General features: G+C 64.6%; 9 protein-coding genes. 3 read left to right on the forward strand and 6 right to left on the reverse strand.

The features are described from left to right. Positions 1-23 precede the first annotated feature (23 nt). The 6 genes from VME63_RS00490 to VME63_RS00515 form a co-directional block, all read right to left on the reverse strand. Positions 24-500 (reverse strand): DUF2269 domain-containing protein, encoded by a 477-nt coding sequence (locus tag VME63_RS00490; RefSeq protein WP_325429136.1) that lies wholly within the window; start codon positions 498-500, stop codon positions 24-26. Then, complete coding sequence (locus VME63_RS00495; RefSeq protein WP_325429138.1) at positions 497-1,789, reverse strand: SDR family oxidoreductase; 1,293 nt, start codon at positions 1,787-1,789, stop codon at positions 497-499. Before VME63_RS00495 ends, VME63_RS00490 begins: the two co-directional genes overlap by 4 nt. A 93-nt stretch (positions 1,790-1,882) precedes the next feature. After that, positions 1,883-3,043, reverse strand: coding sequence for an N-acetylglucosamine-6-phosphate deacetylase (gene nagA, locus VME63_RS00500; protein WP_325429140.1), 1,161 nt, complete (start codon positions 3,041-3,043; stop codon positions 1,883-1,885). Next, positions 3,043-4,077, reverse strand: coding sequence for an SIS domain-containing protein (locus VME63_RS00505; protein ID WP_325429142.1), 1,035 nt, complete (start codon positions 4,075-4,077; stop codon positions 3,043-3,045). The genes nagA and VME63_RS00505 overlap by 1 nt, the downstream gene beginning before the upstream one ends. Before the next feature lie 132 nt (positions 4,078-4,209). Beyond that, positions 4,210-5,238, reverse strand: a complete 1,029-nt coding sequence (locus tag VME63_RS00510; protein WP_325429144.1) for a LacI family DNA-binding transcriptional regulator — start codon at positions 5,236-5,238, stop codon at positions 4,210-4,212. A gap of 98 nt (positions 5,239-5,336) precedes the next feature. Beyond that, on the reverse strand, positions 5,337-6,623 hold the full coding sequence (locus VME63_RS00515; protein ID WP_325429146.1) for a sugar MFS transporter: 1,287 nt from the start codon (positions 6,621-6,623) through the stop codon (positions 5,337-5,339). A 451-nt stretch (positions 6,624-7,074) separates the two neighbouring features. Here VME63_RS00515 and glk point away from each other — a divergent pair, with 451 nt between their 5' ends. From glk to VME63_RS00530, 3 genes are all read left to right on the forward strand, one after another. Further along, the gene (glk, locus tag VME63_RS00520; protein ID WP_325429286.1) at positions 7,075-8,070 is read left to right on the forward strand and encodes a glucokinase; all 996 of its coding nucleotides are present in this window, start codon (positions 7,075-7,077) and stop codon (positions 8,068-8,070) included. A 129-nt stretch (positions 8,071-8,199) separates the two neighbouring features. Then, the gene (locus VME63_RS00525; RefSeq protein ID WP_325429148.1) at positions 8,200-11,007 is read left to right on the forward strand and encodes a TonB-dependent receptor; all 2,808 of its coding nucleotides are present in this window, start codon (positions 8,200-8,202) and stop codon (positions 11,005-11,007) included. Positions 11,008-11,152: 145 nt separating this feature from the next. Continuing rightward, positions 11,153-12,988, forward strand: coding sequence for a glycoside hydrolase family 9 protein (locus tag VME63_RS00530; protein ID WP_325429150.1), 1,836 nt, complete (start codon positions 11,153-11,155; stop codon positions 12,986-12,988). The last annotated feature ends 8 nt before the right edge of the window (positions 12,989-12,996 follow it).

Here is a 12,996-nt window from a genome sequence, read left to right on the forward strand (position 1 = left end):
TTGCGCCGCGCGCCGCGGGAGACTCAATGCCACAGCGGCGGCTTGGCCACCATCAGCCAGAAAATCGCGATGACCGACAAGAATGCCGGCCAGCCGAGTGCGAACCAGATGCGCATGTATCGGAAATACGCCGCCGGCAGCGCGTTGCCATCGCGCAGCGCGGCGGCGGCCAGTTGTGCCGCGCGCCATTGCAGCCACACGACCGGCAGCCAGCACAGGCCGGTGAACAGGTACAGCAGCATCGCCGCCTGCAGCCACGGCGCATGCAGGTCCAAGCCCATCAGCCGCATCAGCGCATAGCCGGTAAGCGGCTGCGCGATGACTGCCGGCGTAGTGAACAGGAAATCGGCGCGCACCGTCAGGCGCGTGGCGGTGGCGATGGCCGCGACCTCGCCGGTGCGATGCGTGAACCACATGAAAAACGCCGTGCCCAATCCGGTACCAAACAGCAGCGTGGAAGAAAGTATGTGCAGCGTTTTCAGCACGACATAGGCATTCATCGGCGTTCGTCCGTGGCGATCAGCATGGTCAGCGCGACGATGAGCGGCAGATTCTTCAGCAGGCCGCCGAACGGATCAAGCCAGTGCGCCGGCCAGAGTGTGCCGATGCCCACGGTATAGCCCAGCAACATCGCCAGCATCAGCGAAAGCACCCACCTCCAATGCCAGCGCAGCAGGCATAGTGCGCCCAGCAGCAGATCAGCCGTGGCGGTGGTTCTTGCCAGCCAAAGCGCCAGATGGGGCGCGATCGCGTGTCCGGATGCGGCGGGCACAACATCGGTTTCGGGCAGCCACCAGCCCACGATGCCCGAACCGAGCCACAGCAGCGCCACGGAGACGCGCAGTAGCGGCAGCAGAAAATAGAGCCGCGCATGCCAGCGGTCCTGCACGTGGCTGGGCGATGCACGCAGGACCTGGGCCAGCGGTTGCGGTGCCAGGCCCAGGCTGTCGCGCATCTGTGCCAGTGCGCCGACCGAGCCGACGCTGCCGCGGTCGAGCATGCGCGAAATGGTCTGGCCCAGCGGACCGCGACCGATCCGTTCGCCGATGGCCGCCGCGATCCGCACCCACACCGGCGACACATTCCAGATGCGCGGTGTGGCGAAGCCGAACCAGTGCCGCCAGGCGAGCAGATAATCGCGCAGAGGCATTACCTGCGGCCCGACCACCTCGATCACTTGCCGCGCGCAGGCCGGTGTCGCCAGTGCCGCCGCCACGGCAGCGCCCACGTCGTTGGCCGACACCGGCTGCAGCGGCTGCTCGCCCTTGCCGGGCAGCGGCAATACCCAGGGCAATGACGCCAGCGCACGCAGCAGCGATGTGCCGCCATAGGAGCCGTATGCGCTGTATACCAGCGACGGCCGCAGGATCAGCCAGTCCAGCGCGAGCTTGGAAAGTGCCGCATCGCCGCGATGCTTGGAAGCGATGAACTCGCCATCGGCGGGATCGCCCAGCGCAGAGATCTGGATTGCGCGCCGGATGCCTCGTTGTTCGCATGCGCGGAACAAGGCCAGCGGCGCATCCTCGTGGACGGCGCGGAACGTGTTGGCGCCGTCTTCGCGCAGAATGCCGGCGCAGTTGACCACCGCGTCGATGTGTTCGAGCCGCGGTAGCCAGTCCGATACGCGCGTATCGCGCGCCATGTCGCAGGCGATGGCCTTGAGGCCGGGAAAGCGCGAATCGATGCGCGCGCCGCGCACTGCGCAAGTCACCTCATGCCCGGCAGCCGTCAACGCGGCAACGATATGCGCGCCGATGAATCCGTAGGCCCCGACTACCATGACGCGCATGCGCTCGCTCCCTGTCGCGCCATGGTTTCAATATCGCAGGGGCACGTCAATCGCCCGGACTTGGCGTTGCGATGGCCAAGTCCCGGGCAGGCATCACTCCACAGGGTGCGCGATGCCGCCGATCCAGGTTTCGCGCACCGTCAGCGTATCGTCCATGACTGCGAAATCGGCGCTGTAGCCTGCGGCGATACGTCCATGCGTGCGCTCCAGGCCGATCCACGCGGCGGGATAGGCGCTGGCCATGCGAGAAGCCTCGGCCAGCGGCACCCCAAGCATGTGCACGGTGTTGCGCAAGGCGCCGGCCATGTCCAGGCCCGAGCCTGCCAGCACGCCGGCCTCGTTCTGGCAGATGCCCTCGCGCATCACGATGGTCTGGCCGTTGAGCACGTAGTCGGGGCGGTCGCTGCCCACCGGCGGCATCGCGTCGGTGACCAGTACGCACTTGCCGCGCGCTTTGGCGGCCAGTGCCACGCGCAAGGTTGCCGGGTGCACGTGGTGGCCGTCCACGATCAATCCGCACCAGCTGTGCGGATCGTCCAGCGCCGCGCCGACCACGCCGGGATCGCGGCTCGCCAGCGGCGTCATGGCGTTGAAAAGATGCGTGAAGCCGCTTACGCCGGCATCGAGTGCGGCGCGGGTGGTGGCGTAGTCGGCGCCGGTGTGTCCGGCCACGACGATCACGCCGGCCGCGCTGAGGCGGGCGATGACTTGCGGCGACACTTCGTCGGGCGCGAGCGTCAGCATCACCGGTCCGCGGTGCGCGGCGATCAGTGCTTCGATGTCGCTCTCGTCGGGATGCCGGAACAGCGCGGCGTTATGGATGCCCTTGCGTGCGCTGGCGAGGAACGGCCCTTCCACGTGAATGCCCAGGATGCCTGGGACCCGTTGTTCGATCGCCTCGTCCACCGCTGCGAGCGCGGCGTGCATCTGCTCGGCGGTATCGGTGATCAGCGTGGGCAGCATGCCGGTGGTGCCGTACTTGCGATGCGCCTGCGCGATGCCGCGCAGCGTTTCCACCGTCGGCGCGTCGTTGAACAGCAGGCCCCCGCCGCCGTTGACTTGCACGTCGATGAAGCCGGGCAGCAGCAGATGGCCGTGCAGATCGTGCCGCTGCGCATCGTTCACGCGCGGATCGTCGTGCGCGACGATGGCCACGATGCGCCTGCCGCGCACCAGCACGGCAAGGCCCTCGCGCGGGCCGTGGTCGCCCAGCACGCGTCCATGGACCAGGGCAATCAGCGGATTGGCGGGCATCACACGGTCTCCGTGACCTTGCGCAGGTGCGGCGGCACATCCGGGTCGTAGCCGCGCGCGAGCGACAAGGCGCTGGCCGCGCGATAGAAACTCTGCACCGCCAGCAACGGCGTCACGATCGGTTCGATGCCGGTGGGCAGCGGCAACGCATCGTCGCCTTGCGCGCCGGGTGCGGCCACCCATACGCGTGCGCCGCGCGCGCGAAATTCGGCCGCCAGCGCCAGGGTGTTTTGCAACGTGCCGTCGTCCTGCGCGAGGAACAGCACGGGAAAACCCGCGCCGACCAGCGCCATCGGTCCGTGCTTGACTTCGGCCGCGCTGAACGCCTCGGCGTGCAGGCCGCAGGTTTCCTTCAATTTCAGCGCCACTTCCAGTGCGGCGCCGAAGCCGTAGCCGCGGCCGACGACGTAGAGATTGTGCACCTGGACCAAGCCGCGCTCGAGCGCACTCCAGTCGCCTTCCCAGCCGCGGCGAAGATCGCCGGGCAGGCGTGCGATTGCCGCATGCAGGGCGTCGTCGTTGTTCCAATGCGCAGTCAGCTGCAGGATCGCGGCGAGCGTCGCCAGATAACTTTTGGTCGCCGCCACGCTTTGTTCGGGGCCGGCGCGCAGCGGAATCACCGTATGCGCGAGCGCGGCCAGCGGCGAATCTTCCACGTTGACCATCGCCACCACATAGGCACCGGCATCCTTGGCCGCCTGTGCGCTGCGCAAAAGATCGGGGCTTTTGCCCGATTGCGAGATGGCCAGGAACAGCGCGCCCTCCACCTTGAGGTTGGCGTCGTAGATCGATGCGATCGAGGGCGACGCCGACGCCGTGACCAGGCCAAGGCGCGTTTCGAACACGTATTTGGCGTACGCCGCCGCATGATCGGAACTGCCGCGTGCGCAGGTCACGATGAAGCGCGGCGGCTGCGCGCGCAGCCGTTCGCCCAGCGCTTTGAGCAGCGATGCGTTCTGCGCCAGCTGGCGCTCCACCGCTGCGGCGCTTTCCTGCGCCTCGTTGTACATCAGGGTGTCAGGAGCGGATTTCATGGGGACTCCGGGGAAAAGAAAAAGTGCAGCAGGCGCCGCCACGCATCGCGGTGCGATGCGCGCGAACGGCTCGCTGGGTGGGGTGACAAAATGAGCATGGCGCGCCGACGCGAGGATGCCGGCGCAACGGCATCAGGTCTGGCGCGGCGGCGCGGTCGAACCGCGCACCACCAGTTCGGGCATGAAGCCTTCGTTGGCCGGTTCCGGACCTTGGTTCTGCAAGCTGGTGATCAGGTGCAGGGCGGCATGCGCGCCAATTTCGCTGGTCGATTGCCGCGCGGTGGTCAAGGCGGGCCACGCCTGCTTGGAAAACGGACTGTCCTCGAACCCGGCGATGGAAAGATCCCAGGGCACGTCCAGCCCCGCCGAGCGCGCGGCGGCCAGCACACCCGCGGCGATCTCGTCGTTGCAACCGAAGATCGCGGTGGGCGGTTCTTTCAGGGCAAGCAGTTTGCGCGCGCCGCGGAAGCCATCGTCGAACGCATAGCGGCCGGGCAGGATCAGCTTGCGGTTGATCGGGATGCCGTAGTCCTTCAAGGCGTCCGCGTAGCCTTGATAGCGCTCCGGGCTGGAGCGGTGGTGCGGTTCGCCCCACAGGAAGCCGATACGCGTATGGCCCAGTTGAATCAGGTGCTCGGTAATCGCGTAGGCCGCGTCGTGGTCGTCCACGTAGACGCAGGGCATGCCGTCCTGCGGATCCTCGCGCGAGGCAATGATGCGCACGAAGGCCACGCCGCTGGCTTTGAGCTTGGCCAGCAGCGTGGACTGTTCGGACATCGGCGGCGCCAGGATCAGCCCGGCCAGGCGCGCACGCTGCACCAGCGCGATCAGGTCCTCGGCCAAATGCGGGGCGGTCGAATCGCACGGGTAGATCTGCAAGCCGAAGCCGCGTTCGCGGCAGGCCGAAAGCACGCCGTTCTGCATGTCGATCACGTAGTGCGCGTTCGGGTTGTCGTAGACCAGGCCGATCGCATAAGCGTGCGAGCTGCTGCGCAGGCTGCGTGCGGAGGGGTCCGGGTGGTAGCCCAGTTGCTCGATCGCCCGTTCCACTTTCTCGCGGGTTTCCGGGCGAACCGCTGCCTCGTGATTGATTACGCGCGACACCGTTTTCAGCGAAACGCCGGCGTGTCTGGCGACATCCTTGATGGTGGGACTGTGCAACGAAAAATCCTCCCGGGTGTCGGGTGGGCATCGTAGCCCAGTCACCGGGTGTAGTGGTGGCCGCAAGGGTGCCGGCGCCTGACATCGCTAAGTATGCCTCAGCCTGCGTGGTTGCCCACGTTATGTCCGCGCATCCCGTAGTAAAGGATGTAGAGATAACACGGCACTATGACAATCAGGAAGGCGAGCTGGAAGTCGATGTGCTGCTTGAGGTGCACGAACACCTGCGGCAACAGCGCGCCGCCGACGATGCCCATCACCAGCACGGCCGAGCCCAGTTCGGTGTGGCTGCCCAGGCCCTTGATCGCCAGCGGGAAAATGGCCGGCCACATCATGGCGTTGGCGAAACCCAGCGCGGCGACGAATGCCACCGATACATAGCCGTGTGTGACGTAGGCGCCGAAGGCTAACACTACGCCCAGCACCGCCGAAACGGCCAGGTAGCGCTGCTGCGAAATGAACCGCGGAATCAGCACCGAACCGACCAGGTAGCCGGCCAGCATCGAGGCCATGGTGTAGGTGGTGAAATGCGAAGTCACCTGCAGGGGCAGTCCAAAGCCCTGGCCGTAGGTATTGATCGCATCGCCCGCCATCACTTCCACGCCCACGTACACGAACAGGCACAGCACGCCCAGCCACAGATGCGGGAAGCTGAAAATGCCGCCCTGGGCATGGCCGATCGAACGTTCGCTGTTGGCGCCGGAAGGCTTGATCTCCGGCAGCGAGGAAAACACGATCCAGATCGCCAGTACCACCAGCAGGCCGGCCAGGCTCATATACGGCCAAAACACGCGGGCGGCGAATTCATTGAGCAGGGCTTCGCGGGCCGGGCCCTGGGCCATGGTGGTCACCTGGCCAAGGAAGGCATCGATGCCCGCCATCACCAGCGCGCCGAACGCCAGCGGCGCCAGCGCGCCGGCCACCTTGTTGCAGATGCCCATCAGCGCGATGCGCTGCGCGGCGCTATCGATCGGCCCGAGAATGCTGATGTACGGATTGGATGCGGTCTGCAGCAGCGACAGCCCCGCGCCGATCACGAACAAGCCGGCCAGCGCGCCCGGATATACGCGGATGCGGACGAATTGGCCGAACACCGCCGCGCCGATGGCCATGATGAAAAGCCCCAGCACCATGCCTTTTTTCATGCCGGTGCGCTTGAGCACGGCGCCCGCGGGCAAGGCAAGAAAGAAGTAGGACATGTAGAACGCAAAGGGCACCAGGAAAGCATTGATGTCGTCGAGCGTAAAAGCCACCTTCACGAACGAAATCAGCGGACCGTTGAGCCAGGTGAAAAATCCCATGACGAAAAACAGCACGCCGATGATCAGCATGGGCAGCAGTGTCGACGTGCGAGGCGCGTCGGCGGTGTACGTGGTGGACGACATTTACGATTCCCCGTGGATAACGCGATGCCGACGATCATGCGACATCACCGTGACGGTCTTTATTGTCCTCAAGGCATAACGTTGTCAATGAAGGTGGACAAATTGGCCCCGACAACGTGCGTCATTTTACCTCGCCCGATTTAATTTCTTGGTGCGCCGCAACAGTTTGCCACATAGGTCTTTTGGCCTAAATGGCATTCGGTAATGTATAAACAAATCAATAATTTAAATATCTAATCCCGCCCCGTCCGGCGATTATGTTTCGCGGCGCGGCAAACAGTCTTTGAAGGCCATCTTTACGACCTGTTGACAGCGTTGTCATTCGTGACCAGACTCCGTCAACGAAAGTCGCGCAGAGCAGACCAGTGCCCACGGATCGATCGGGCAGGCGCGACAGGCAACGCGAGGAGGGGGCGTGATACAGGCTGTAACACATGGCAACGTGCATTCGATGCCGTCGGCAGAGCTGGCGTTCCTCGCCGCCGATGTGGGCGGCACGCACGCGCGCATCGGCCTGGTCAGCCCGCGTCCGGATGGCCACCGTCCCGTCACGGTGCTGGAATACCGCCGCTACGCCTGCGCCGAATGGCCCAGCCTCACCGCGGTGCTGAAGGATTTCGTTTCGCAGATGGCCGTCAACGTGCGCCTGGAACATTGCGCGGTGGCCAGCGCCGGTTATGTGCTGGGCGATGCGATCGTCAACGACAACCTGCCGTGGCCGGTATCGATCCGCGACATCCGCGAAACGCTCGGCATCTCCAGCCTGGCGGTGATCAATGATTTCGAAGCCGTGGCCTATGCCACGCAGTTCATGACCCAGGCGGACACCACGCCGGTGATCGAGACCAGTTCGCCGCAGGTGAGCGGCCCGGTACTGGTGATGGGCCCGGGCACGGGCCTGGGTTCGGCCGTGCTGCTGCCGGGCAAACCGCACGCCACGGTGCTCGCCACCGAGGCGGGGCAGGTGGCGCTGGCGCCCGGCAACGAACTGGAGATCGAGATTCTGCGGCTGTTCGCGCGCGATCGTTCGTATGTGTCGTTCGAACAGGCCCTGTCGGGCCCGGGGCTGGTCAATCTCTACAACGCCATCTGCACGCTGCGCGGCATGAGACCTGCCTTGCGCATCCCGGCCGAGGTGACGCGCAGCGCGGTAGAAAAATCCGATGCCGCCGCCGTGGAGGCGCTGCACGTGTTTTGCGGATTGCTCGGCAGTTTCGTCGGCGATCTGGTGCTGCTCTACGGCGCGCGCGGCGGCGTGTATCTGGCCGGCGGGATCCTGCCGCAGATCCGCGATCTGCTGCTGACCAGCACGTTCGCCGAGCGGTTCTTCAACAAGGGCGTGATGCGCCCTTTCCTGCAACAGGTTCCCGTACGACTGATGGAGCACGGCCAGCTGGGTGTCATCGGCGCTGCTGGCCTGTATTTGGACGGACAGCAGGCCCAGTGAGGGGCGCGCCGAGGTCATTTAGGAACGAGGTTTTTTTCAACTAAACCGGGCGCAAGCCCATACGCCACACAGCACAGGCATGCCGCGAACATTTCCTGTGCTGAAAAACGCCTCTGAGGGGAGGAAGCCATGTCACATCGTAAGACTCTACTAGCCGCGAGCATCTTCGCCGGATTGTGTATATCCGGTGCCCTGCATGCGCAGGACCAGAACCAGAACCAAAACCAGAGCACGACCAACAACGGCGTCGGTGCCATCACCCAGAGCCAGCAGGACACCGCCCAGACGCACGGCGCCAGCGCGGCCAATGCCAAGCAGCTGGCTACGGTTACGGTGACCGGCATCCGCGCCAGCTTGCAGGCGTCGATGGACACCAAGCGCAACGCCGACGCCATCGTCGATGCGATCACCGCCGAGGACATCGGCAAGTTCCCCGCCACCAACGTGGCCGAAGCGCTGGCCCAGGTACCGGGCGTCACGCTCGACCGCAGCATTCCGGGTACCCAGCGCGTCAGCATCGATGGCCTGGACCCCAGCCTCAACCTCAGCCTGCTCGACGGCCACCCGGTAGCGCAGGCGATCTGGCTGTTCGGCGACAACCCCAACCGCGGCTTCAACTATTCGCTGCTGCCGCCGGAAATCCTTGGCCAGCTGGAAATCGTCAAGAGCCCCGAGGCGCGCCTGGTTGAAGGCAGCCTGGGCGGCACGGTGCTGATGCACACGGTGCAGCCGCTGGACGTGGCGCCCAACACGTTGTCCGGTTCGTTCGGCACGAACTACAACGACATGGTCGGCCAGCAGCGTCCGAACGGCTCGGTGTTCTACTCCTGGCACAACGCCGACAAGACCTTCGGCGTGGACGTTTCCGCCCAGCACTATGAGGAATACACCTCGCGCGAGGGCATGGAGAACTACGGCTACAGCACCGTCGGTTCGATCGCCGCCGGCAACCCCGACATCGAGGCCGAGCTTGCGTCGGGCAAGATCAAGGCCAGCGACCTGATCCCCAACCAGCTGAGCGCCGCCAACTTCCAGCAGATCGAAAAGCGCAACAGCATCCTGGTCAACCTGCAGTACAAGCCCAACGAGAGCATCGAGAGCACGCTCAGCCTGATGTACATGAAGGACGGGCTGGATAACACCAACCAGTCGATGTATCCGTGGGCGACCAACCGGCCGGCGGGCATCACCTCGCTGACCGAAGGCCCCAACGGCATCATCACCGGCGGCACCTCGGTGGGTACGCCCTGCTACAACTCCACCTCCTGCACCAGCACCGCCTCCACCTTCTCCGATAACTACGCGCGCCAGTCGATGGTGAGCACCAAGGGTATCGACTGGAAGGGCACCTACTTCGGCGACGGCTGGCGCCTGGCCGCAGACGTGGGCGTAAGCTCTTCGCGCAACCCGATGACCTCCTTCATCAAGGAGATCTACTACGGCGGCGGCTTCACCTGGAACATCAACAACGGTGTGCAGTTCACCGATCCGTCCACCGCCAACAATCCCAACTACTGGGCCGACAACGGCTGGGGCGGCAACGAGGAAACCCTGCTCTACAAGGCCAGGGACACCTACGGCCAGCTCGATTTCAGCAAGGATTTCGACGGCTTCTTCAATGAACTGCTGGTCGGCGTGCGCTGGGCCAGCCACTGGGAAAGCCAGGTCGAACAGGCCTATACCGGTCCGCAGCAGCTGACGCTGAACCAGATCGGCTACGGCGGCCTGACCAATCTGTCGGGCCTGAGCGACCTGGGCCTTTCCGACAGCTTCGTCACCCACGTGCAGACGCTGGGCTTGAACGCGATCAAGAACGCCGTGCTCAGCACGCCCGGTTTCGGCGCTTCGCGCGATGCGAACGTGTACTTCGACAACACCTGGGCCGTGCAGCAGCAGAATGAAGCGGCCTATGCGCAGCTGAACTTCGGCAACGACGACGTGCACGGCAACTTCGGCCTGCGTTTCGTGCGTACCCAGTTCAACTCCTCGGGCTACAACGTTCCCAGCACGTGCTCCGCCGACGATACGTTCAACTGCTACTTCCCGGCGGGCTTTGGCTGGGTCACGCAGAAAACCACCTACGACAACGTGCTGCCCGCGGCCAACATCGCGTGGAACGTCACGCCGGATGTCATCCTGCGTGCTGCAGCGTCGGAAACCGTTGCGTATGCGCCGTACAACCAGCTGGCCCCGTACTTCGAAGCCAACGACACGGTGCTCACGGCCAGCGGCGGCAATCCCAACCTCAAGCCCTATCGTTCGGCGAACTTCGACGCGTCGGCCGAGTGGTACTTCAACTCCGAGTCGGTGCTTGCCGCGTCCGTGTTCTACAAGGACGTGCTCAACTACATCGTCAACGCAGCCACCACCCAGTCGCGCATCAACGGTTCCTGGACCCTGCCCGGCTATCTGCAGAGCGAAGGCAATGCACAGATCGCGGCGGGCCTTTGCACCGCGGCGGGTATCTGCCAGTACGACGTGACTGCGCCGGTGAACGGCGGTCGCGCCAAGGTGAAGGGCGCCACGCTGAGCTATCAGCAGGCCTTCGGTGAAAGCGGCTTCGGCATGCGCGCCAACTACACCTACTCCGACGGCCGCACCGAAAGCGGCGGCTGGCTGCCGTACAACTCGAAGAACTCCTACAACATCGGGCCGTACTTCGAGAAGGGACCGTACAGCGCAAGCGTGTCTTACAACTACCGCGACGATTATCTCGCCGGCGGTTACGTGGCCGGCGCGCCGTCCACCTATGTGTCCGGCTTCAAGGAGTTGGATGGTTCGGCCGGCTATCAGTTCAACAAGAACTTCGGCCTCACGCTCAACATGCTCAACCTGCTCAACGAAAAGTACTACGCGTACCTGGGCAGCAAGACGCAGTTGTCGGAAGAGTATGTAACCGGTCGCCAGTTCATGCTCGAAGCGCACTTCAAGTTCTGATCCAAAGCTCGACCTTTCTTCTTCCCCGCCAAGGACCTGGCGATCTTGCCAGGTCCGTTTTTTTTCAAGCGGGGACGTCGATCGCAACAAAGGCCCGCAACGCCGGCTACCGGCGTTGCCGCGGCCGCCTTGCCGGAGAGGCTGCATGAAGTTCCTCGCGCAATGCGTCCTGGCCAGCTTCGCACTGCTCGCGCTCAACGCATGGGCGGGGGAACCGAAGGTGCTGGTCGATCAGGTGGGATACGAGCTCAATGCCGGCAAGCAGGCTATCGTGGAGGCTGACGCGGGGCAGGCGCTGCACGCGCTGGACGTGATCGACGCCGACGACGGCAAACCCGTTCTCACCGCACTGCTGCAAGACACCGGCCCGGTGGCCAAGTGGGGCAGCCAGCATTACTGGCGCGCCGATTTCTCCGCGCTCAAGAAACCCGGACGCTATTACCTGCGACTGGACCTGCCCGGCCAGTGCGTGCGCTCGGATGAATTTCTGGTGCAGCAGAACGTACTGGAGCGCGACACGTTCTCCAACGTCATCTATTACTTCAAGGGCCAGCGCGCCAGCGGTTTGCTGGACAAAGCCGATCGCCATTTAGCCGATCCGTACGGCGGCTCCGGAACCTTGGACATCCACGGCGGCTGGTACGACGCGACGGGCGACTATGGCATCCATCTGTCGCACCAGAACCTCACCTCGTATTTCAACACCCAGCAGTTGCCGCTGGTGGTGTGGAGCCTGTTGCGCAGCCTGCAGCAGATGGACGCGCGCCACGATCCGGATTTCAGCCAATACCAACGGCGCTTGCTGGACGAAGGTTTGTTCGGCGCCGATTTCCTGGTCCGCGACAAGCGGCCGGACGGTTCGTTCTATCAATCGATCGACGCGCCCGGCAGCGGCAAGCTGCCGCAGGATCGGCGCATTGGCGATCCCAATTGGCGCACGCAGATCAAGCGCTCGGCCAGCGACACCGGTGCGCGGGTGGAAGAGCCTGCGCGCGGTCCGCATGCCTATGAGGCGAGTTTCCGTGCCGGCGGCGGCATGGCGATCGCCGCGCTGGCGCTGGCCGGCACCGCCGATGCCGATGGCGATTTCAGCAGGCAGGACTACCTGCATGCCGCCGAGTCGGCGTATCGGTTTCTCGACGCGCACAACAAGGAACTGCTCAACGATGGTGTGGAGAACATCGTCGACGACTACTGCGCGCTGCTGGCAGCCACCGAACTTTACCGCGCTACGCACGACCAGGCGTGGCGAAACGCCGCCGAAAAGCGTGCGGCAAGCCTGATGGCGCGCCTGGTCACGCACGCCGGACAACACGATTACTGGCGCGCCGATGCCGGTACGCGGCCGTTCTTCCATCCTACCGACGCGGGCCTGCCGGTGGTGGCGCTGCTCGAATACGCATCCATTGCTTCGCCCGCCCAGCAACGCGCCGTGCGTGATGTGGTGAGGCGCTCGCTGGCTTACGAATTGCGCGTCACCGGCGAGGTGAACAATCCCTTCGGCTACGCGCGGCAACTGGTGCGCATGGGCGATGGCCGCGTGCGTACCGCGTTTTTCTTTCCGCACGACAGCGAAGCGGCGCCGTGGTGGCAGGGCGAAAATGCGCGCCTGGCGTCGCTCGCCGCCGCCGCACGCATGGCCGCGCCGCTGTTTGCCGACGATCCTGCGTTCCAGGCGCAACTGGAACGCTACGCGTGGAACCAACTGCACTGGATCCTCGGCCGCAATCCCTACGACACCAGCATGTTGATGGGCAGCGGCCAGCGCAATGCGCAATACATGTATTTCCGTTCCTACCAATACACCAGCGCGCCCGGCGCGATCATCAACGGCATCACCGCGGGACTGGACGATGAGGACGGGATCGCCTTCAATCTCGGCTATGCCCAGACCGGACGCGACGACGACTGGCGCTGGACCGAACAATGGCTGCCGCACGATGCGTGGTACCTCTACGCCGTGAGCCTGCCGCACGATTAAGGATCATG

It is taken from the genome of Dyella sp. (assembly GCF_035503745.1).
In the GTDB taxonomy this organism is placed as follows: Bacteria; Pseudomonadota; Gammaproteobacteria; order Xanthomonadales; family Rhodanobacteraceae; genus Dyella_B.

Excerpts from the sequence above, each read along its gene's own strand:
- VME63_RS00525 (WP_325429148.1), top strand. The coding sequence starts at position 8,200 with ATGTCACATCGTAAGACTCTACTAGCCGCGAGCATCTTCGCCGGATTG.
- VME63_RS00505 (WP_325429142.1), bottom strand. The coding sequence starts at position 4,077 with ATGAAATCCGCTCCTGACACCCTGATGTACAACGAGGCGCAGGAAAGC.
- VME63_RS00515 (WP_325429146.1), bottom strand. The coding sequence starts at position 6,623 with ATGTCGTCCACCACGTACACCGCCGACGCGCCTCGCACGTCGACACTG.
- VME63_RS00490 (WP_325429136.1), bottom strand. The coding sequence starts at position 500 with ATGAATGCCTATGTCGTGCTGAAAACGCTGCACATACTTTCTTCCACG.
- VME63_RS00530 (WP_325429150.1), top strand. The coding sequence starts at position 11,153 with ATGAAGTTCCTCGCGCAATGCGTCCTGGCCAGCTTCGCACTGCTCGCG.
- nagA (WP_325429140.1), bottom strand. The coding sequence starts at position 3,043 with ATGCCCGCCAATCCGCTGATTGCCCTGGTCCATGGACGCGTGCTGGGC.
- glk (WP_325429286.1), top strand. The coding sequence starts at position 7,075 with ATGCCGTCGGCAGAGCTGGCGTTCCTCGCCGCCGATGTGGGCGGCACG.
- VME63_RS00495 (WP_325429138.1), bottom strand. The coding sequence starts at position 1,789 with ATGCGCGTCATGGTAGTCGGGGCCTACGGATTCATCGGCGCGCATATC.